Genomic DNA, 20,090 nt, shown 5'->3' on the forward strand with positions numbered 1-20,090 from the left:
CAGAAATAGAAAGGTTTCACTTCCTGTTAGCTTTTACTGTGACCCTATAAGGATGCCCATTGTCAAAGCGAGGATTGCGGGGCCTCCAAAAAAGCTGCTGCGCCGTAACAGGGGCAGGTCACAGCATTGAATCCGACATTGACAGAGGTTTAGTAAATGATTGTTTACCCGGTTAAACATAGCCCGTTATTGCGCCAGCCAGAACATTTTATTGCCAGGGATGAATTAAAAACGCTGATCAAAAAGGTGACGCATAACCTGGTCAATATTCATGACGAAACCGGCGAGTTCTTGCTGCGTCTGGACGATGGACGCGTAATTGATACTAAAGGCTGGGCGGGATGGGAGTGGACACACGGCGTCGGCCTGTACGGGATGTATCAGTACTATCTGCAAACCGGCGATGAAACGATGCGCGATATCATCGATAGCTGGTTTGCCGATCGCTTTGCTGAAGGTGCAACCACTAAAAACGTGAACACCATGGCGCCATTTTTAACGTTGGCGTATCGCTATGAAGAGACGCGTAATCCAGCGTATCTGCCGTGGCTCGACAGCTGGGCTGAGTGGGCAATGCATGAGATGCCGCGTACCGAATTTGGTGGTATGCAACACATCACGCTGGCGGAAGAAAACCATCAACAGATGTGGGATGACACGCTGATGATGACGGTTTTACCGCTGGCGAAGATTGGCAAGCTACTCAATCGCCCGGACTACATCGAAGAGGCAACGTATCAGTTCCTGCTGCACGTGCAAAACCTGATGGATAAAGAAACGGGGCTGTGGTTCCACGGCTGGAGCTATGAAGGAAATCATAACTTTGCTAATGCCCGCTGGGCGCGTGGCAACAGTTGGTTAACTATCGTGATCCCGGACTTCCTCGAATTACTTGATTTCCCGGAAAGCAATGCTGTTCACCGCTATCTGGTACAGGTCCTGAACGCGCAAATCGCGGCGCTGGCGAAATGCCAGGATGAAAGTGGGTTGTGGCATACCTTGCTGGACGACCCGCAGTCGTATCTGGAAGCATCGGCAACTGCCGGATTTGCCTATGGGATCCTCAAAGCAGTACGTAAACGCTATGTTGGGCAAGAGTATGCGCCGGTAGCCGAAAAAGCCATTCGCGGCATTGTGCAGCATATTTCACCGGAAGGTGAACTGCTGCACACCTCGTTTGGTACCGGGATGGGACACAATCTTGATTTCTACCGCAACATCCCTCGGACCTCCATGCCTTACGGACAGGCGATGGCGATGCTGTGCCTTACCGAATACTTGCGAAAGTATTTTTGATATCGGTATTCGATGGCGATACCGTTATCGGTCCTGATTGTTCAGTCGTCACTGTTTGTACCGTATTGTCCTGCGGGGCAAACAGATGATCCATGATCTGACGCATAACCGGCGCGGCGGTGACACCATCGCTGCCGCCGTTTTCCAGAATTAACGCCACCGCGACCTTCGGGTTCTTATAGGGTGCAAATGCGGTATAGAACACGTGGTCGCGCAAGCGGACAGGGATCATCTTCGCATTGTAGGTCTGATTTTCTTTCAGGCTAAAGACCTGCGAGGTGCCGCTTTTTGCCGCAATGCCGTAAGGCGCGGTGTGAAAGAACTTATAACCTGTACCATTTGGTTCATTCGCCATGCCGAACATCGCCTGACGCACCAGTCCCCAGTAGGGCGATGAGGCTGAGGCGATTTGTGACGGTACTTCTGGAGCCTGATACGGCGTGATGGTTTTGCCGCTCTCTTCATCGAGCAGCAGGTGAGGGACGATAACCTTGCCGTTGTTAATCAGTGCGACCATGGCTTTTACCATCTGGATAGGTGTGGCAATCCAGTAGCCCTGACCGATGCCAACTGAAATAGTGTCCCCCTGATACCAGGCTTTTTTGTGCACTTTTTGCTTCCATTCGCGGCTCGGGAGCAGGCCGTTATACTCCTCATCAAGATCGATGCCGGTCGGTTTACCGTAACCAAACTGGCTGAGCATGCTGTTAATCCGGTCGATCCCCATCATATACGCCACCTGATAGAAGAACGTATCGGCAGACTCTTCTATCGCTTTGGTGACATCCAGCATACCGTGGCCCGTTTTTTTCCAGTCACGGTAATGTCGCTCGGTGCCGGGTAGCGTCCAGGTAGGGGCACCGAAGAAACTGGTCTGCGGCGTGATCACACCGTTCAGTAATGCCGACATCGCCATATACGGTTTGACCGTTGAAGCGGGAGGGTACAACCCCTGCGTGACGCGGTTGATTAATGGCAGGTCTTTATCCTGGAGTAGCTTGTTATAGTCCTGATAGCTGATGCCTTTGACAAACGGATTAGGGTCATAGCTGGGGTTTGAGACCATCGCCAGTACGGAACCGTCGTGTGGATCTTCAACCAAAACGGCGGCACGCTGGCCAGCCAACAGGCTCTCAATGTATTGCTGTAAATGTAAATCCAGCGTCAGATGGATATCTTTTCCGGCAACGGGCGGCACATCTTTGATCAGGCGTACGATGCGTCCGTGGTTATCTACTTCCACCTCCTGATAACCGGTTTTTCCATGCAGTTCGTTTTCGTAATAGCGCTCAATACCTTGCTTACCGATGTTGTGATCGGCGGCGTAGTTCTCCGCCAGGCCCTTTTGATCCAGTGCTTTCAGGTCGTTGTCATTGATTTTTGAAACATAACCCAGGACATGCGCCAGCGCCGCGCCATAGGGATACTGGCGGTCTTCGTAACTATTGATGTTGACGCCGCTAAAATGAAACTGGTTTACCGAAAAACGGGCGATTTCGACATCGGTTAGCGCATTTTTTAGCACCACAGGACGATAGCGGCTGCTGGCTTTCAGCTCATGGCGAAACTGGTCTATGTCATCAGGTGTGAGGTCAACGATCGGCGTGAGCTGCTGGAGTAACGCATTCATATCGCTGATTTTATACGGCGTAACGGAAATATCGTACCAGGTAACGTTGCGCACCAGCGGGATGCCGTTGCGATCGTAAATCATGCCACGCGTTGGGGCGACGGGCAGCATTTTGATGTCGTTTGCATTCGACCGGGTGGTGTAATACTGGTGCTGACAGATTTGTAAGTTATACAGATTGTAAATCAGGATGCCAAAACAGATGACTACCAGGCCAAAGGCCACCAATACACGCCGCTGGAAGAGCTTTTCTTCCGCCTCAAAATCTCTGAATGTCATTGACCCGTACCCGATTAATTCGCCGCCTAATGATACGGAGGCTTAGACGGGATGACAGGCAAAAGATGTTCCATATCTCTAGGGAAATGTGTCATTCCTTGTGGGTTGTTACAAATTACAGTAAGCGTAGCCGTTTCTTGTCGACCTGATTGCGCTGCCTACGAGGGCGGTCATTCGGAAAAATAAAAAAGCCCGCGACATAGCGCGGGCTTTCACATTACTTGAAGTGATTACATACGTTCTACGGTTTCGATACCCAGAGTATCCAGACCCAGCTTCAGGGTTTTCGCCGTCAGCTGTGCCAGTTTCAGTCGGCTGTTACGAATCTCTTCGTTTTCAGCGCTGAGAATAGGGCAGTGCTCGTAGAAGCCGGAGAACAGACCAGCAACGTCGTACAGGTAAGCACACATCACGTGTGGCGTACCTTCACGCGCAACGACGGTCAGCGTTTCTTCAAACTGCAGCAGACGTGCTGCCAGTTGAGCCTCGCGATCTTCGCTGATGACGACCTGAGCATTTGCCAGTGCGCTTTCGTCGATATCTGCTTTACGGAACACGGACAGTACGCGGGTATAAGCGTACTGCATATATGGCGCGGTGTTACCTTCGAACGCCAGCATGTTGTCCCAGTCGAAGATGTAGTCGGTGGTACGGTTTTTGGACAGATCCGCATATTTCACTGCGCCGATACCGACCGCATTTGCCAGTTTTTCCAGTTCGTCGGCAGGCATGTCCGGGTTCTTCTCCGCGACCAGACGACGTGCGCGCTCCAGCGCTTCATCCAGCAGATCGGCCAGTTTAACCGTGCCGCCCGCGCGGGTTTTGAAGGGTTTACCGTCTTTGCCCAGCATCATACCGAACATGTGGTGTTCCAGCGGCACTGAATCCGGCACATAACCGGCTTTACGTACGATGGTCCAGGCCTGCATTAAGTGCTGATGCTGGCGAGAGTCGATGTAATAAAGAACGCGATCGGCATGCAGGGTTTCGTAACGATACTTGGCGCAGGCGATGTCGGTTGTGGTGTAGAGATAGCCGCCATCTTTCTTCTGAATGATAACGCCCATCGGTTCGCCTTCCTTGTTCTTATACTCATCAAGGAATACGACGGTAGCGCCTTCGCTTTCAACAGCCAGGCCTTTCGCCTTCAGATCGGCGACGATGCCAGGTAGCATCGGGTTGTACAGGCTTTCGCCCATGACGTCGTCACGGGTCAGGGTAACGTTGAGGCGATCGTAGGTTAACTGGTTCTGCGACATGGTAATGTCGACCAGTTTGCGCCACATCTCGCGGAAGTATTCGTCACCGCCTTGCAGTTTCACGACATAACTACGGGCGCGTTCAGCGAAGGCTTCATCTTCGTCGTAATGTTTTTTCGCATCACGGTAGAAACCTTCCAGGTCAGCCAGCGCCATCTCTCCGGCATTTTCCTGCTGCTGTTTTTCCAACCATGCGATGAGCATACCGAACTGAGTACCCCAGTCGCCGACGTGGTTAGCGCGAATAACATTGTGACCGAGGAACTCCAGCGTACGCACCGCCGCGTCACCGATGATGGTGGAACGCAGGTGACCAACGTGCATCTCTTTCGCTACGTTAGGCGCAGAGTAGTCAACCACGACGGTTTGTTTAGCCGGTTGAGTGACGCCCAGACGATCGGAAGCCAGCGCCTGCTGAACGTGCTGCGCCAGAAATACCGGATCGAGAAAAATATTGATAAAGCCCGGGCCTGCAATTTCAACTTTGCTGGCAATCCCGTTGAGATCCAGATGAGTCAGCACCTGCTCAGCCAGTTGTCGCGGCGCCATACCCAGTTTTTTAGCGACAGCCATCATGCCGTTAGCTTGATAGTCGCCGAACTGTACTTTTGCTGACTGACGAACCTGCGGTTCGCAATCTGCAGGCGCGCCTGCAGCAATCATGGCCTGACTGACTTTTTCTGAGAGAAGAGCCTGAATATTCACCGGAATACCTTACATTTATGAAGCGGCCTAAAATTCACCGCACCAGTTTAAGAATTAAGGGCGGGAGTATACTGCAAATGCCCGTTGCCGTCAGCATTGTGTGTACCGCCAGTAGCCTGAAATATAAACAATGCAATGGCGTAAATTTATTCATGATGTGTTCGGAGAAAACAGCGGTTGGATGGCGCAGCGCAACAGAGTAAATTAGCGACTTTGAACATGGATATGAGCTTTTAATATGGCGAACTGGCAAACCGTTGCAGAACTACAGGATATTTCTGCAGATTTACCGCATTTCACGCAGGCATTAACGGAACTTTCTACCCGTCTTGGGCTGGATATCACAGGCCTGGAAGCCGATCACATTTCCTTGCGTTGCCATCAAAATACCACCGCAGAGCGCTGGCGTCGTGGGTTTGAACAGTGCGGTGAATTGTTGTCAGAAAACATCATTAACGGCAGACCTATTTGTCTTTTTAAACTGCATGAGCCGGTTTGTGTGCAACATTGGCAATTTTCCATCGTCGAACTGCCGTGGCCGGGCGAAAAACGCTACCCACATGAAGGCTGGGAACATATTGAAATTGTTCTGCCGGGAGAGGCGGAAACGCTGAATGCGCGAGCGCTGGCGCTGCTTTCCGATCACGGTCTGAGTCAACCGGGCATTTTTGTGAAAACCAGCTCGCCAAAAGGTGAGCATGAGCGTTTACCGAATCCGACGCTGGCGGTTAGCGATGGTAGCGTGACGATAAAATTCCATCCGTGGTCGATTGAAACCATTGTGGCAAGCGAACGTCAGGAGTGAGCATGGCTATACTGGAAATCTGCTGTTACAGCATGGAGTGCGCGCGCACGGCGCAGCAAAACGGCGCGGATCGTATTGAACTATGCTCGGCACCCAAAGAAGGGGGCTTAACGCCGTCACTGGGCGTCTTGCGTTCCGTTCGCCAGCACATTTCGATTCCCGTCAATCCCATTATTCGCCCACGTGGAGGCGACTTTTGCTACACCGAAGGTGAATTTGCTGCAATGCTGGATGATATTGTGATGGTCAGGGAGCTGGGATTCTCAGGGCTGGTGACCGGCATTTTAGATGTGGATGGCAATGTCGATATGCCGCGCATGGAGAAAATAATGATTGCCGCCGGTTCGCTGCAAGTCACTTTTCATCGGGCCTTTGATATGTGTGCTAACCCACTCAATGCGCTTAAAAAATTAGCTGATTTGGGCATTGCCAGAGTACTCACTTCAGGGCAAAAATCAGATGCGGCGCAAGGTTTAACAAAAATAATGGAACTTATTGCGCAGCCCGGTGCTCCAATCATTATGGCCGGAGCGGGGGTTCGCGCCTCGAATTTGTCCCTGTTCCTTGATGCTGGAGTGCAGGAAGTCCACAGTTCTGCCGGAGTATGGCTGGCTTCACCAATGCGTTATCGCAATTCGGGGTTGTCGATGTCTTCGGATGCGCAGGCGGATGAGTATTCGCGCTATGCGGTAGACGGGACGGCGGTTGCTGAAATGAAAGCAATCATTGCACACCATCAGGCCAACTGATTTTACCGTTGCATCATGTCGCCCAATATGATGCTTGCTCGTACCAGGCCCCTGCAATTTCAACAGGGGCCTTTTTTTCTCCTTCATATTTCAAGCCGCAGCAGCGTTGGCCGCCTCGCGCACCCCGGTCACGTAGTTATCTACGCTCCCGGGGATTTGCTGCGTTGCCGCCTTGCTGCAACTTGAACTATTTTGGAGAAACGGTGCTATACGTAACGGTCATTCGGCAATCTATTACGGCTTACGCGCAATCAATACTGCACGTAATGGGGCGGGGTAGCCTTCCACCGTTTTGCTGTGGTCGTTCGGATCGAGGAAGTCGGCCAGCGACTCGGTTACCATCCACTCGGTGCGGCGTTGCTCTTCGGTGGTGGTGACGCAGACATCGGCGATGCGCACATCAACAAAACCGCATTTTTCCAGCCAGTTTTTTAAAGCCAACGCAGATGGAATAAAGTAGACGTTACGCATTTGCGCGTAGCGATCGCCCGGCACCAGAACGGTATTTTCATCACCTTCGACGACCAGCGTTTCCAGCACCAGCTCGCCATCTTTAACCAACTGATCCTTCAACTGCCACAGATGTTCCAGCGGCGATCGGCGGTGATAAAGCACGCCCATGGAGAACACGGTGTCAAAGGCGTTTAGCGCTGGAAGTTGCTCAATACCCAGCGGCAGCAGGTGAGCACGCTGGTCATTGCCCAGCAGTTTACGTACCGCCTCAAACTGGCACAGAAACAGTTGCGTAGGATCGATCCCAACCGCCAGATGCGCTCCAGCGCCAATCATGCGCCACATGTGATAACCACTGCCACAGCCAACATCAAGAATGGTACGGCCGGTGAGATCAGACAAGTGCGGCAGAACGCGATCCCACTTCCAGTCGGAACGCCATTCGGTATCGATGTTGACGCCGTACAGCGAGTACGGTCCTTTACGCCATGGCATCAGGTTACGCATCAGGGTGTCGATACGTTTAAGCTGGCCTTCGCTGAGCGGTTCTTTACTTTCTGCGGTAACGCTGTGTAGTAAATCCAGACGATGCGGCGTCAGCTCGGGCAGAAACTCGACGGCGTTTGACCATTGTTTAAATAAACCATGCTGATCGCGCTGCCAGGCAGCGATTTGCGCCGGAAGCGTTTCCAGCCAATGGGACAGATGATTTTTGGCAATCAACTGATAAAAGTTACCAAAATCGATCATGCGCCAACCTCAGCTTTCAACGCCACCAGAGAGCCAAAATTGAAGCACTGGAACCACAATTCGCTGTGCTCAAAGCCAGCCTGATGCAGTCGCGCTTTGTGCGTTTCTACCGAGTCGGTCAGCATCACGTTTTCCAGCATGCTGCGTTTCTGACTAATTTCCAGCTCGCTGTAGCCATTGGCCCGTTTGAAGTCGTGGTGCATGTTGAACAGCAGTTCGCCAACGTTAGCGTCTTCGAAACTGAATTTTTCAGACAGCACCAGCGCGCCGCCGGGATTCAACCCTTGATAAATCTTATCCAACAATGCCTGGCGCTCAGGTGGCTCAAGGAATTGCAGGGTAAAATTCAGCACCACCATCGAGGCGTTTTCGATAGTAATGTTGCGAATATCGCCTTCGACAACCTCAACCGGAGTCGGTGCCTTATAGGCATCAATATGACGACGGCAGCGCTCAACCATCGCCGGGGAGTTATCGACGGCAATAATTTTGCAATTCTCGTGATGAATATTGCGACGCACCGAGAGCGTCGCCGCGCCCAGAGAACAGCCCAGATCGTAGACCTGCGTGTTGGGTTGTACGAAACGTTCGGCCAGCATGCCAATCATAGAAATGATATTGGAATAGCCAGGAACGGAACGCTGGATCATATCCGGGAAGACTTCAGCTACCCGTTCATCAAAGGTCCAGTCACCCAGACTGGCGATAGGCGCAGAAAAAAGCGTGTCGCGGTGAGACATAACGTAAAAATCCGGGAAAAATAAAGTGGCGTATTGTGCGCTAATGCAGGGAGAAAACCAACTCCCAGGGCATATACCAAAGATTCGCCAGCACCATTAGCAACAGCGAACACCAGGTTGCGCTCATGCCTGAACGGCGCCAGCGGAAGAGCCGGTGGTGGAATCCGTAATAATGCATCAGCCGTCCGGCAATCAACATCAGCCCGCAAATATGCACCATCCACGTCTCTGCGCCGTTCATTTCCATAAATAACAGCAGCACTAACGCGACGGGAATATATTCCACCGCATTACCGTGAATACGGATAGCGCTTTGCAGTTCACTAAAACCTCCATCGCCATAGGCAACACGATATTGCATGCGCAGGCGAACGACGTCAAAGGAGAACTTTATTAACAATAACGCACCCAATACGGCATAAAGCGCGCTTACCATACAAACTCCCTTTTAAAATGGCTGCTGGCACTGACTATGATAGGTGGCATTTTCAGAAAAGAGAAGATTGCTGTGGAATAGAGGGTGCTGATCCGATCTCTGGCAGGGCGCTGCGTAAATCTGCCCATAGCGTATCAACAAGCTCCGGGGCCTGCGCGATGTCCGGCGTATGCAAAAACAGATACGGCGTCGTGGTGCGTTGCCATAGCGACAGCTTGGTCAGCCAGACGGCAAAAAGCTCGCTGTTTTGTGCCATATTATCGCTACCGATAAAGCGTACCATCGGATGGTTTGCCGTCATTACCGCATGCACCGGAACCTTCGGTTTCTTGCGCTGGGCGTCGCGTATTGCTTCAGTATGCGGGATTGCGGCATGCACCGGGCGGCTGTCCAGAATCACCCGGTTTACTCCACGCTCGTGTAAACCGCGATTAAATAGCTGCTCGGCTTCGCCTTTGGCAAAAAAGTCTGGATGGCGAACTTCCACACCGTAGGTAAAGGATTTCGGGATCGTATCGAGAAACTGCCACAGGGCAGGCAGATCGCGTGGGCTAAAAGTCGCAGGTAATTGCAGCCAGTATTGTCCAATGCGCGATTCCAGCGGCGACATGCGCGTAAAAAATTCCTGTACCAGGTCATCACAATTACGCAGCGCAGCCTGATGCGAAATGGTCGCCGGAAATTTAAAACAAAATCGAAACGCATCGGTGGTCTGTGCCTGCCAGCGGGCAACAATATCGGATTTAGGCAGCGCATACAGCGTGGTATTGCCCTCCACGCAGTTAAAGTGGCGGGCATACTCTTCAAGGCTGGTGATCCCCAGACGCACCCATTTTGGATGCGACCACTGGGGTAAACCGATATAAATCATAGCGCTTGCAGAATCTCCTCCACGCTGCGAACGCGCGCAATGCGCGGGAAAATGTGGGTCATGCTGCCCTGGTGTTGCTCAGCACTGGCGGCGCTACAGGCATCCTCTGCAATGATAAGACTTAAACCCAGCTCCCACGCATTTCGCGCCGTCGACTCAACGCCAATGTTCGTCGAGATGCCGCACAGGACGATGGTATCAACACCCCGGCGACGCAGCTGCAATTCCAGATCGGTACCATAGAAGGCTCCCCACTGGCGTTTAGTCACTTCGATATCGCTGGCGCATTTCCCCAGAGCCGCCGGGTAATCCCACCAGTTTTCAGGCAACGCTTTTGCCGGAGTCTGAGCATCTACGGGTTGTTTCAGCGCTTCGGCGTAATCGTCAGACCAGCCGACGCGCACCAGTACCACCGGGGAACCGTGGGCACGGAATTTTTCCGCCAACTGCGCTGCGCGGGTAACCACATCATGTGCCGTATGAGGGCCGCCAGCGAAAGGCAGGATCCCTTCCTGTAAATCAATTACGACAAGGGCGGTTGTTTTAGCGTTCAATTCCAGCATGGTCACTCCAGTAATAAAAGAATTCCGTTACACCTTAATCGCGAATCAGTGTGAAAGGGGCGACAATTTTTGTTATTTTTTGTGAGATTACGCAATGCCCGTCCAGGAAACAGGCGTACAGTCAGTACCGGACTGAGAGTCTATCCCAGTAGGCTCTTATCGTGCGGCAGAATTTCCAGTATAATAGCCGCCTTTTTTCATTCAGTTGTGACATTCAGCTAAAGCTGCGACTTCGTCATCTGCGAGACAGGTGACAATCCGCCTGCGGCAAAGTTAAGGGATATCTCATGCGTACAGAATATTGCGGACAGCTACGTCTGTCCCACGAGGGGCAGCAGGTGACTCTGTGTGGTTGGGTCAACCGTCGTCGTGATCTTGGTAGCCTGATCTTTATCGATATGCGCGACCGCGAAGGTATCGTGCAGGTATTTTTCGATCCGGACCGTGCGGACGCGTTAAAGCTGGCCTCCGAACTGCGTAATGAGTTCTGCATCCAGGTTACGGGCACCGTGCGTGCGCGTGACGCGAAAAACGTCAACGCCGATATGGCGACGGGCGAAATTGAAGTGCTGGCCTCCGATCTGACCATCATCAACCGTTCAGACTCGCTGCCGTTGGACTCTAACCACGTCAACACCGAAGAAGCGCGACTGAAGTATCGCTATTTAGATCTGCGTCGCCCTGAAATGGCGCAGCGCCTGAAAACGCGTGCCAAAATCACCAGTCTGGTGCGTCGTTTTATGGACGACCACGGCTTCCTCGACATCGAAACACCGATGCTGACCAAAGCGACGCCGGAAGGCGCGCGCGATTACCTGGTACCTTCTCGCGTACATAAAGGTAAATTCTACGCGCTGCCGCAATCACCTCAGTTGTTTAAACAGCTGCTGATGATGTCTGGCTTTGACCGCTACTATCAGATCGTTAAATGCTTCCGTGATGAAGACTTACGTGCTGACCGTCAGCCTGAATTTACCCAGATCGACGTTGAGACTTCCTTCATGACCGCACCGCAGGTGCGTGAAGTGATGGAAGCGCTGGTGCGTAATCTGTGGCTGGAAGTGAAAGGTGTCGATCTGGGTGATTTCCCGATCATGACCTTTGCCGAAGCTGAGCGTCGTTACGGTTCCGATAAACCAGACCTGCGTAACCCGATGGAGCTGGTTGACGTTGCCGATCTGGTGAAAGACGTTGAGTTCGCAGTGTTCTCTGGTCCGGCAAACGATGCGAAAGGCCGCGTAGCTGCTCTGCGTGTACCGGGCGGTGCTGCGCTGAGCCGTAAGCAGATCGACGATTACGGTAACTTTATCAAGATTTACGGCGCGAAAGGCCTGGCTTACATCAAAGTCACCGAACGTGCGAAAGGTCTGGAAGGTATTACCAGCCCAGTTGCTAAGTTCCTGAACGCAGAAATTGTGGAAGCGATTCTGGCACGTACCGGTGCACAAGACGGCGACATGATTTTCTTCGGTGCCGACAACAAGAAAGTGGTTGCCGACGCGATGGGCGCGCTGCGTCTGAAACTGGGTAAAGACCTGAACATCACCGACGAAGCCAAATGGGCGCCGCTGTGGGTTATCGACTTCCCAATGTTCGAAGACGATGGTGAAGGCGGGCTGACCGCAATGCACCACCCGTTCACCGCGCCGAAAGATATGACGGCCGCTGAGCTGAAAGCTGCGCCGGAAGACGCGGTTGCCAACGCGTACGATATGGTCATCAACGGCTACGAAGTAGGCGGCGGTTCCGTGCGTATTCACAACGGCGACATGCAGCAAACTGTATTCGGTATTCTGGGCATTAATGAGCAAGAACAGCGTGAGAAATTCGGCTTCCTGCTGGATGCGCTAAAATATGGTACACCGCCGCATGCGGGCCTGGCGTTTGGTCTGGACCGTCTGACTATGTTGTTGACCGGTACTGACAACATTCGTGACGTTATTGCTTTCCCGAAAACCACGGCTGCAGCGTGTCTGATGACTGAAGCGCCAAGCTTTGCCAACGCAGCTGCGCTGGCGGAACTGAGCATTCAGGTTGTTAAGAAGGCCGAGAATAACTGATATGACATATAAACAGCCTGTCTCGGTGTTAGTCGTGATTTATGCAAAGGACACCGGGAGAGTGCTGATGTTACAGCGACGCGACGATCCTGATTTCTGGCAGTCGGTCACCGGCAGCCTTGAAGAAGGTGAAACCGCGTCGCAAGCCGCTATGCGCGAAGTAAAGGAAGAGGTCGCCATTGATGTTGCATCTGAGCAACTGACCTTAATTGACTGTCAGCGCACGGTGGAGTTTGAGATTTTTAGCCATTTACGTCATCGCTATGCACCGGGAATTGAACGTAATACTGAATCCTGGTTTTGCCTGGCACTTCCCTCAGAACGAGAGATCGTGTTCACCGAACATCTGACCTATCGTTGGGTTAATGCGGTTGAAGCCGCCCAATTAACCAAGTCGTGGAGTAACCGGCAGGCGATTGAAGAGTTTGTAATTAACGTCGCCTGAAAAGGCGCGCTTTTTGGAGATATTATTTATGGCAGGTCATAGTAAATGGGCCAACACCAGACACCGTAAAGCAGCGCAGGATGCTAAACGCGGTAAAATTTTCACCAAAATAATTCGTGAGCTGGTGACGGCGGCTAAACTGGGCGGCGGCGATCCGGATGCTAACCCGCGTCTGCGTGCAGCGGTTGATAAAGCGCTGGCTAACAACATGACCCGTGACACCCTGAACCGTGCAATCGCGCGCGGTGTGGGTGGTGATGAAGATTCCAACATGGAAACCATCATCTATGAAGGTTACGGTCCTGGCGGTACAGCCGTTATGATTGAATGTCTGTCTGACAACCGTAACCGTACCGTTGCGGAAGTGCGTCACGCGTTCACGAAAACGGGTGGTAACCTCGGTACCGACGGTTCCGTGGCTTATCTGTTCAGCAAAAAAGGCGTGATCTCCTTTGAACAGGGCGACGAAGACGCCATCATGGAAGCGGCGCTGGAAGCAGGTGCTGAAGACGTTGTGACCTTCGACGACGGCGCAATTGACGTTTACACCGCGTGGGAAGAGATGGGCAAAGTGCGTGACGCGCTGGAAGCGGCTGGTCTGAAAGCGGACGCAGCTGAAGTGTCTATGATCCCATCCACCAAAGCGGATATGGATGCAGAAACAGCGCCGAAGCTGATGCGTCTGATCGATATGCTGGAAGACTGCGACGACGTGCAGGAAGTTTACCACAACGGTGAAATCTCCGATGAGGTTGCTGCCACCTTAGAATGATGTGGTTAAGCCATAAAATAACAGGAGATGCGTGATGTCTATTATTCTCGGCATTGACCCGGGGTCTCGCATCACCGGTTATGGCGTTATTCGTCAGGTCGGCAGGCAGTTGACCTATCTCGGCAGCGGCTGCATTCGCACCAAAGTCGACGATCTCCCGTCACGTCTGAAGTTGATTTACGCGGGCGTGACGGAAATCATCACCCAGTTTCAGCCGGACTATTTTGCCATTGAGCAGGTTTTTATGGCGAAGAACGCCGACTCGGCGCTAAAGCTGGGACAGGCTCGCGGCGTGGCAATCGTTGCGGCGACCAATCAGGATCTACCGGTCTTTGAATACGCGGCCCGCCAGGTAAAACAGACCGTGGTGGGGATCGGTAGCGCGGAAAAAAGCCAGGTCCAGCATATGGTACGCACGCTGCTAAAACTCCCGGCGAATCCGCAAGCAGATGCCGCGGATGCACTAGCGATTGCCATTACCCACTGCCATGTCAGTCAGAACGCCATGCAAATGAGCGAGTCGAGGCTGAATTTGGCGCGAGGTCGGTTACGTTAGTGACAAATGAGGCTGGATATCTATCCAGCCTTTTTTTATGATAGCGCATTACCTTTTAGCCCTTAACGCAGGAGCGTCACGTGATAGGCAGACTCAGAGGCATCATTATTGAAAAACAACCCCCGCTGGTCCTTCTGGAAACGGGCGGGGTAGGCTATGAAGTGCATATGCCGATGACCTGTTTCTACGAGTTGCCGGAAGCCGGGCAAGAAGCGATTATTTTCACCCATTTTGTGGTGCGAGAAGATGCTCAGCTATTGTATGGCTTTAACAACAAGCAAGAGCGCACGCTGTTTAAAGAGTTAATCAAAACCAATGGCGTGGGGCCGAAGCTGGCGCTGGCGATCCTCTCCGGTATGTCTGCTCAGCAGTTTGTTAATGCCGTGGAGCGGGAAGAGCTGGGCGCGCTGGTGAAATTACCGGGTATTGGTAAGAAAACCGCAGAACGCCTGATTGTAGAAATGAAAGACCGCTTTAAAGGTTTGCATGGTGATCTCTTTACACCAGCGGCGGATCTGGTCCTGACGTCTCCGGCAAGCCCGACAACGGACGACGCCGAGCAGGAAGCGGTTGCTGCGCTGGTGGCGTTGGGCTATAAACCACAGGAAGCCAGCCGCATGGTGAGCAAAATTGCCCGCCCTGATGCCAGCAGTGAAACCCTGATTCGTGAAGCGCTTCGCGCGGCATTGTGAGGTAAAGGATGATTGAAGCAGATCGCCTGATTTCGGCTGTCAACACTACCCCTGAAGATCTGGTGGATCGTGCGATTCGCCCAAAATTGCTGGAAGAGTATATTGGCCAGCCTCAGGTTCGTTCGCAAATGGAGATTTTTATCCAGGCGGCGAAGCTGCGCGGTGATGCTCTCGATCACCTGCTGATTTTCGGTCCTCCTGGTCTTGGTAAAACTACGCTTGCCAATATTGTCGCCAATGAAATGGGCGTTAATCTGCGCACCACGTCTGGTCCGGTACTGGAAAAAGCGGGTGATCTGGCGGCAATGCTTACCAACCTTGAACCCCACGATGTGCTGTTTATCGATGAAATTCATCGTCTGTCACCGGTGGTGGAAGAGGTGCTGTATCCGGCGATGGAAGATTATCAACTGGATATCATGATTGGTGAAGGGCCGGCTGCCCGTTCGATTAAGATCGATCTGCCGCCGTTCACGCTAATCGGGGCGACGACGCGCGCCGGGTCGTTAACGTCTCCGCTGCGTGACCGTTTTGGTATTGTGCAGCGCCTGGAGTTCTATCAGGTGGCAGACCTGCAGCACATTGTTGGGCGTAGCGCACGCTTTATGGGCCTGGAAATGAGCGATGAAGGCGCGCTGGAAGTGGCACGCCGCGCCCGCGGTACGCCGCGTATCGCCAACCGTTTATTACGCCGGGTACGCGATTTCGCTGAAGTGAAGCATGACGGCACGATTTCGGCTGATATTGCCGCCCAGGCGCTGGATATGCTCAATGTGGATGCGGAAGGATTCGATTATATGGACCGTAAGCTGCTGCTGGCGGTTATCGATAAATTCTTTGGCGGACCGGTAGGACTGGATAACCTGGCAGCGGCGATTGGGGAAGAGCGTGAAACCATTGAGGACGTGCTGGAGCCGTATCTGATTCAGCAAGGTTTTCTACAACGTACGCCGCGTGGACGTATGGCAACCGTGCGCGCCTGGAACCATTTTGGCATTACACCGCCACAGATGCCTTAATGCCTGATGTCGCGACGCTCATCAGGCCTGGGCGATTTTGTGGGCCCGGTAAGCGCAGCGCCACCGGGCAACGCATGCTTAGCTCGCTTGCTTTTTCATCATGCTGAAAATAAACAGCAGCGCGGCGCACAGCACCACGGAAGGACCTGCCGGGGTGTCATAGAAGGCCGAGAAGGTCAGCCCGCCTGTAACTGCTATCATTCCCACTCCAACGGCAACCCCTGCCATCTGCTCCGGCGTACGGGCAAAGCGACGGGCGGTCGCCGCAGGGATGATAAGCAGTGAGGTGATAATCAGCGCCCCGACAAACTTCATCGCCACGCCAATCGTTAACGCCGTAACCAGCATCAGCAGCAGCTTCACGCGTTGCAGCTTCACGCCATCGACAAATGCCAGATCCGGACTGATGGTCATCGACAGCAGGTTACGCCACTGCCAGAACAGAATCGCCAGAACAATAACCACGCCGATGGCGATGGAGATAAGATCTTCTGGCGTCACGGCGAGCAAATCACCAAACAGGTAAGCCATCAGATCCACACGGATGTTGGACATCAGGCTGACAACAACCAGCCCCAATGACAATGCGCTGTGCGCCATAATACCCAGCAAGGTATCGATCGCAAGGTGAGGGCGCTTCTCCAGCCATACCAGACCGCCAGCCAGCAACAGGGTGACGGCGATAACCGCATAGAAAGGGTTTACATCCAGCAGCAGGCCAAAGGCGACACCCAGCAGCGAAGCGTGGGCCAGCGTATCACCGAAATAAGACATTCGACGCCAGACTACAAACGAGCCGAGTGGGCCAGCAGCACAGGCCAGCATGATCCCAGCTAACCAGCCGGGTAATAACAATTCAATCATGAGTGACCATTTCCCCGGCGTAAAACGATACGACCCTGTAAATCGTGGCGGTGATTGTGATTATGACGGTAAATTCCGAGTTGTTCGGCGCCGCGTTGCCCGAACATTGAGATGAATTCCGGGTGCATAGAAACCACTTCCGGCGCACCGGAACAGCAAATATGATGGTTCAGGCACAGTACCTCATCGGTTTTGGCCATCACCAGATGCAGGTCATGGGAAACCATCAGTACGGCGCAATCCAGTTCACGTCGCAACTGGTCGATAAGGTCGTACAGTGCGACCTGCCCATTGACATCCACGCCCTGGGTTGGTTCATCGAGCACCAGTAGCTGAGGTTTATTCAATAAAGCACGGGCCAACAGGACGCGTTGCGTTTCCCCGCCAGAGAGCTTTTGCATCGGCGCATCCATTAGATGCCCGGCCTGAACTCGCTTCAGTGCCGGAAGGATATCCTCTTTTTTGGTGCCGGGACGTAAGCGCATAAACCGACTTACCGTCAGTGGCAGCGTAGTATCGAGGTACAGTTTTTGCGGTACATAGCCAATCCGCAATTGACCATTACGCTTGATTACTCCCTCATCAGCCGCTACCAGCCCTAATACAACGCGCACCAACGTAGACTTCCCGGCGCCATTTGGGCCGAGAAGCGTTAAAATTTTACCGGGTCGAAGTTCAAGCGATACGTCAGACAGGACGCGGCGTTGACCATAAGAGACCGAGACATTTTCCAGTGAAACCAAAGTCGTCATATCAATTTTAGTCTTGCAGAAGTTATAGAATGTTATAATATCACATTTCTTACATTCATTACGATGATTGGTCGCATTATGTTACATAAAAATACGCTTCTTTTCGCAGCATTATCCGCTGCTCTTTGGGGTAGTGCAACACAGGCAGTAAATGCCGCTGTGGTGGCCTCGCTCAAGCCGCTGGGGTTTATTGCTTCAGCCATTGCAGACGGGGTAACAGACACTGAGGTTCTCCTGCCTGACGGGGCTTCCGAACATGACTATTCACTGCGTCCATCAGACGTAAAACGCTTACAGGGCGCGGACTTAGTTGTTTGGATTGGGCCTGAGATGGAAGCGTTTATGGAAAAGTCAGTCAAGAATATTCCTAACGCGAAACAGGTAACGATTGCGCAGCTCAATGACGTGAAACCGTTACTCATGAAAGGTGCTGATGACGACGATGACGATCATGGACACAATGATGCTGGCAGTGAAAAAAGTGACGAGCATCACCATCATGGCGATTACAACATGCATCTTTGGCTTTCCCCAGAGATAGCGCGGGCCTCAGCGGTTGCAATCCATGAAAAATTAGTGGAACTTATGCCGCAAAGTCGAGCCAAACTTGACGCCAACCTGAAGGATTTTGAGGCACAATTAGCCGCAACCGATAAGCAGGTAGGTAACGAGCTCGCACCGCTCAAGGGAAAAGGTTATTTCGTTTTTCATGACGCCTATGGCTACTACGAAAAACACTACGGACTAACACCGCTTGGTCACTTTACCGTGAACCCTGAGATTCAACCTGGTGCGCAGCGTTTACATGAAATAAGAACACAGTTGGTTGAGCAAAAAGCAACCTGCGTTTTTGCTGAGCCACAGTTCAGGCCAGCGGTCGTTGAAGCCGTCGCGAGAGGGACATCCGTTCGAATGGGAACGTTGGATCCGCTCGGAACGAATATCAAACTGGGTAAAACAAGCTATTCAGCGTTTTTGAACCAATTAGCCAACCAGTATGCGAGCTGCCTGAAAGGAGATTAATGAGGAAGTGAATACGTGCAACAGATAGCCCGCTCTGTCGCTCTGGCATTTAATAATCTGCCGCGACCCCATCGCGTTATGCTGGGGTCGCTTACCGTACTGACATTGGCCGTCGCCGTCTGGCGGCCTTATGTTTACCATCCCGATTCTGCACCCATCGTTAAAACTATCGAGCTGGAAAAAAGCGAGATTCGTTCACTGTTGCCTGAGGCCAGTGAACCTATCGATCAGGCCGCGCAGGAAGACGAAGCCATTCCGCAGGATGAACTGGATGACAAAACGTCTGGTGAAGCCGGCGTGCATGAGTATGTCGTCTCCACAGGCGATACGCTGAGCAGTATTCTGAATCAGTACGGCATCGATATGGGCGACATCAGTCAGCTCGCTGCTTCCGATAAAGAACTGCGCAATCTGAAAATTGGTCAGCAGTTATCCTGGACCTTAAGCGCGGAAGGTGACCTGCAGCGTCTGACCTGGGAAGTGTCCCGCCGTGAAACCCGCACTTACGATCGCACTGCGACAGGTTTCAAAATGAGCAGTGAAATGCAGCAGGGCGATTGGGTTAACAGCCGTATCAAAGGCACGGTGGGCGGAAGCTTCGTCGCCAGCGCCAAAGAGGCCGGACTGACCAGCTCTGAAATCAGCGCGGTGATTAAGGCCATGCAGTGGCAGATGGATTTCCGCAAACTGAAAAAAGGCGATGAGTTCTCAGTGCTGATGTCTCGCGAAATGCTGGACGGTAAGCGCGAGCAAAGCCAGTTGCTGGGCGTGCGTTTACGTTCTGAAGGCAAAGACTATTACGCCATCCGTGCTGAAGACGGTAAGTTCTATGACCGTAACGGTACCGGGCTGGCGAAAGGCTTCATGCGTTTCCCGACGGCGAAACAGTTCCGCATCTCCTCGAACTTTAACCCGCGTCGCCTGAATCCGGTGACTGGACGCGTAGCGCCGCACAAAGGTGTCGACTTTGCGATGCCGCAGGGGACGCCAGTACTGTCGGTAGGCGATGGTGAAGTGGTCGTAGCGAAGCGTAGCGGCGCTGCCGGATACTATGTTGCGGTTCGTCATGGTCGTACCTACACCACCCGTTATATGCACCTGCGTAAGCTGTTGGTGAAACCAGGTCAAAAAGTGAAACGTGGCGATCGTATCGCGCTGTCAGGTAACACCGGGCGTTCAACAGGTCCGCATCTGCACTACGAAGTGTGGATCAACCAGCAGGCCGTGAACCCTCTGACGGCGAAACTGCCGCGTACAGAAGGTCTGACCGGCTCGGATCGCACCGATTATCTGGCGCAGGTGAAAGAAGTTATGCCTCAGCTACGTTTTGATTAATTAGCACACTGATAAAGCCGGTACGCGATGCGTGCC

The 20,090-nt window shown here is 52.7% G+C and carries 20 protein-coding genes; 11 read left to right on the plus strand and 9 right to left on the minus strand.

Annotation, left to right across the window (positions count from 1 at the left end; all coding sequences use genetic code 11):
• The first annotated feature begins 156 nt into the window (after positions 1-156).
• Complete coding sequence (gene bglB, locus OGY17_RS09690) at positions 157-1,296, plus strand: beta-galactosidase BglB (protein ID WP_032943794.1); 1,140 nt, start codon at positions 157-159, stop codon at positions 1,294-1,296.
• Here bglB and mrdA2 read toward each other — a convergent pair.
• Together mrdA2 and argS are read right to left on the minus strand one after the other, a co-directional pair.
• A complete protein-coding gene (gene mrdA2, locus OGY17_RS09695; protein WP_286607104.1) occupies positions 1,268-3,205 on the minus strand; it encodes a peptidoglycan DD-transpeptidase MrdA2 in 1,938 nt (645 codons plus the stop codon). The genes bglB and mrdA2 overlap by 29 nt on opposite strands.
• Positions 3,206-3,435: 230 nt before the next feature.
• Positions 3,436-5,169, minus strand: coding sequence for an arginine--tRNA ligase (gene argS / locus OGY17_RS09700; protein WP_008785061.1), 1,734 nt, complete (start codon positions 5,167-5,169; stop codon positions 3,436-3,438).
• A 238-nt stretch (positions 5,170-5,407) separates the two neighbouring features.
• Here argS and OGY17_RS09705 point away from each other — a divergent pair, with 238 nt between their 5' ends.
• Positions 5,408-5,974 (plus strand): VOC family protein, encoded by a 567-nt coding sequence (locus OGY17_RS09705; RefSeq protein WP_174771411.1) that lies wholly within the window; start codon positions 5,408-5,410, stop codon positions 5,972-5,974.
• A gap of 2 nt (positions 5,975-5,976) precedes the next feature.
• Positions 5,977-6,723, plus strand: coding sequence for a copper homeostasis protein CutC (gene cutC / locus OGY17_RS09710; RefSeq protein WP_204558105.1), 747 nt, complete (start codon positions 5,977-5,979; stop codon positions 6,721-6,723).
• Positions 6,724-6,957: 234 nt separating this feature from the next.
• Here the strand turns inward: cutC and cmoB are convergent, their stop codons facing one another.
• From cmoB to OGY17_RS09735, 5 genes are read right to left on the minus strand one after another with little or no spacing between them, the layout of a single operon-like run.
• Positions 6,958-7,926: a tRNA 5-methoxyuridine(34)/uridine 5-oxyacetic acid(34) synthase CmoB gene (gene cmoB / locus OGY17_RS09715; protein ID WP_003833851.1), complete on the minus strand. Its 969-nt coding sequence runs from the start codon at positions 7,924-7,926 to the stop codon at positions 6,958-6,960.
• Positions 7,923-8,666: a carboxy-S-adenosyl-L-methionine synthase CmoA gene (cmoA, locus tag OGY17_RS09720; protein WP_008785057.1), complete on the minus strand. Its 744-nt coding sequence runs from the start codon at positions 8,664-8,666 to the stop codon at positions 7,923-7,925. Before cmoA ends, cmoB begins: the two co-directional genes overlap by 4 nt.
• Before the next feature lie 40 nt (positions 8,667-8,706).
• Positions 8,707-9,102, minus strand: coding sequence for an MAPEG family protein (locus OGY17_RS09725; RefSeq protein WP_003833847.1), 396 nt, complete (start codon positions 9,100-9,102; stop codon positions 8,707-8,709).
• Between the two features lie 52 nt (positions 9,103-9,154).
• Entirely contained in the window at positions 9,155-9,973 is an 819-nt protein-coding gene (locus OGY17_RS09730) for a DUF72 domain-containing protein (protein ID WP_252430975.1), read from the minus strand.
• Entirely contained in the window at positions 9,970-10,536 is a 567-nt protein-coding gene (locus OGY17_RS09735) for a hydrolase (protein ID WP_286607108.1), read from the minus strand. Before OGY17_RS09735 ends, OGY17_RS09730 begins: the two co-directional genes overlap by 4 nt.
• Before the next feature lie 287 nt (positions 10,537-10,823).
• On the opposite strand from OGY17_RS09735, the gene aspS reads away from it, so the two are divergent.
• The 6 genes from aspS (at position 10,824) to ruvB (ending at position 16,080) form a co-directional block, all read left to right on the plus strand.
• A complete protein-coding gene (gene aspS, locus OGY17_RS09740) occupies positions 10,824-12,596 on the plus strand; it encodes an aspartate--tRNA ligase (RefSeq protein WP_003833841.1) in 1,773 nt (590 codons plus the stop codon).
• Between the two features lies 1 nt (position 12,597).
• Positions 12,598-13,041: a dihydroneopterin triphosphate diphosphatase gene (nudB, locus tag OGY17_RS09745; RefSeq protein WP_003034863.1), complete on the plus strand. Its 444-nt coding sequence runs from the start codon at positions 12,598-12,600 to the stop codon at positions 13,039-13,041.
• 28 nt (positions 13,042-13,069) lie between these two features.
• The gene (locus OGY17_RS09750) at positions 13,070-13,813 is read left to right on the plus strand and encodes a YebC/PmpR family DNA-binding transcriptional regulator (RefSeq protein WP_003833836.1); all 744 of its coding nucleotides are present in this window, start codon (positions 13,070-13,072) and stop codon (positions 13,811-13,813) included.
• A 34-nt stretch (positions 13,814-13,847) separates the two neighbouring features.
• A complete protein-coding gene (gene ruvC / locus OGY17_RS09755) occupies positions 13,848-14,369 on the plus strand; it encodes a crossover junction endodeoxyribonuclease RuvC (protein WP_003034867.1) in 522 nt (173 codons plus the stop codon).
• A gap of 80 nt (positions 14,370-14,449) precedes the next feature.
• Entirely contained in the window at positions 14,450-15,061 is a 612-nt protein-coding gene (gene ruvA, locus OGY17_RS09760; RefSeq protein WP_003034869.1) for a Holliday junction branch migration protein RuvA, read from the plus strand.
• 8 nt (positions 15,062-15,069) lie between these two features.
• Positions 15,070-16,080, plus strand: coding sequence for a Holliday junction branch migration DNA helicase RuvB (gene ruvB / locus OGY17_RS09765; protein ID WP_284961938.1), 1,011 nt, complete (start codon positions 15,070-15,072; stop codon positions 16,078-16,080).
• Between the two features lie 78 nt (positions 16,081-16,158).
• Here the strand turns inward: ruvB and znuB are convergent, their stop codons facing one another.
• Complete coding sequence (znuB, locus tag OGY17_RS09770; protein ID WP_003034874.1) at positions 16,159-16,944, minus strand: zinc ABC transporter permease subunit ZnuB; 786 nt, start codon at positions 16,942-16,944, stop codon at positions 16,159-16,161.
• Positions 16,941-17,696 carry a zinc ABC transporter ATP-binding protein ZnuC gene (gene znuC, locus OGY17_RS09775; RefSeq protein WP_003833829.1) on the minus strand — a complete coding sequence of 252 codons (756 nt, stop codon included), beginning with the start codon at positions 17,694-17,696 and terminating at the stop codon, positions 16,941-16,943. Before znuC ends, znuB begins: the two co-directional genes overlap by 4 nt.
• Before the next feature lie 78 nt (positions 17,697-17,774).
• On the opposite strand from znuC, the gene znuA reads away from it, so the two are divergent.
• Positions 17,775-18,719 carry a zinc ABC transporter substrate-binding protein ZnuA gene (gene znuA, locus OGY17_RS09780; protein WP_153752793.1) on the plus strand — a complete coding sequence of 315 codons (945 nt, stop codon included), beginning with the start codon at positions 17,775-17,777 and terminating at the stop codon, positions 18,717-18,719.
• Positions 18,720-18,734: 15 nt separating this feature from the next.
• Entirely contained in the window at positions 18,735-20,054 is a 1,320-nt protein-coding gene (gene mepM / locus OGY17_RS09785) for a murein DD-endopeptidase MepM (RefSeq protein ID WP_003833825.1), read from the plus strand.
• Positions 20,055-20,090: the final 36 nt, after the last annotated feature.

It is taken from the genome of Citrobacter sp. Cpo126, assembly GCF_030332445.1.
In the GTDB taxonomy this organism is placed as follows: domain Bacteria; phylum Pseudomonadota; class Gammaproteobacteria; order Enterobacterales; family Enterobacteriaceae; genus Citrobacter; species Citrobacter portucalensis.

What these genes read in the sequence shown, in the direction of transcription:
- bglB (WP_032943794.1), top strand. Translation starts at nt 157, where the DNA reads ATGATTGTTTACCCGGTTAAACATAGCCCGTTATTGCGCCAGCCAGAA.
- nudB (WP_003034863.1), top strand. Translation starts at nt 12,598, where the DNA reads ATGACATATAAACAGCCTGTCTCGGTGTTAGTCGTGATTTATGCAAAG.
- OGY17_RS09750 (WP_003833836.1), top strand. Translation starts at nt 13,070, where the DNA reads ATGGCAGGTCATAGTAAATGGGCCAACACCAGACACCGTAAAGCAGCG.
- ruvC (WP_003034867.1), top strand. Translation starts at nt 13,848, where the DNA reads ATGTCTATTATTCTCGGCATTGACCCGGGGTCTCGCATCACCGGTTAT.
- znuA (WP_153752793.1), top strand. Translation starts at nt 17,775, where the DNA reads ATGTTACATAAAAATACGCTTCTTTTCGCAGCATTATCCGCTGCTCTT.
- cutC (WP_204558105.1), top strand. Translation starts at nt 5,977, where the DNA reads ATGGCTATACTGGAAATCTGCTGTTACAGCATGGAGTGCGCGCGCACG.
- znuC (WP_003833829.1), bottom strand. Translation starts at nt 17,696, where the DNA reads ATGACGACTTTGGTTTCACTGGAAAATGTCTCGGTCTCTTATGGTCAA.
- znuB (WP_003034874.1), bottom strand. Translation starts at nt 16,944, where the DNA reads ATGATTGAATTGTTATTACCCGGCTGGTTAGCTGGGATCATGCTGGCC.
- aspS (WP_003833841.1), top strand. Translation starts at nt 10,824, where the DNA reads ATGCGTACAGAATATTGCGGACAGCTACGTCTGTCCCACGAGGGGCAG.
- OGY17_RS09730 (WP_252430975.1), bottom strand. Translation starts at nt 9,973, where the DNA reads ATGATTTATATCGGTTTACCCCAGTGGTCGCATCCAAAATGGGTGCGT.
- cmoA (WP_008785057.1), bottom strand. Translation starts at nt 8,666, where the DNA reads ATGTCTCACCGCGACACGCTTTTTTCTGCGCCTATCGCCAGTCTGGGT.
- OGY17_RS09735 (WP_286607108.1), bottom strand. Translation starts at nt 10,536, where the DNA reads ATGCTGGAATTGAACGCTAAAACAACCGCCCTTGTCGTAATTGATTTA.
- ruvB (WP_284961938.1), top strand. Translation starts at nt 15,070, where the DNA reads ATGATTGAAGCAGATCGCCTGATTTCGGCTGTCAACACTACCCCTGAA.
- cmoB (WP_003833851.1), bottom strand. Translation starts at nt 7,926, where the DNA reads ATGATCGATTTTGGTAACTTTTATCAGTTGATTGCCAAAAATCATCTG.
- mrdA2 (WP_286607104.1), bottom strand. Translation starts at nt 3,205, where the DNA reads ATGACATTCAGAGATTTTGAGGCGGAAGAAAAGCTCTTCCAGCGGCGT.
- OGY17_RS09705 (WP_174771411.1), top strand. Translation starts at nt 5,408, where the DNA reads ATGGCGAACTGGCAAACCGTTGCAGAACTACAGGATATTTCTGCAGAT.
- OGY17_RS09725 (WP_003833847.1), bottom strand. Translation starts at nt 9,102, where the DNA reads ATGGTAAGCGCGCTTTATGCCGTATTGGGTGCGTTATTGTTAATAAAG.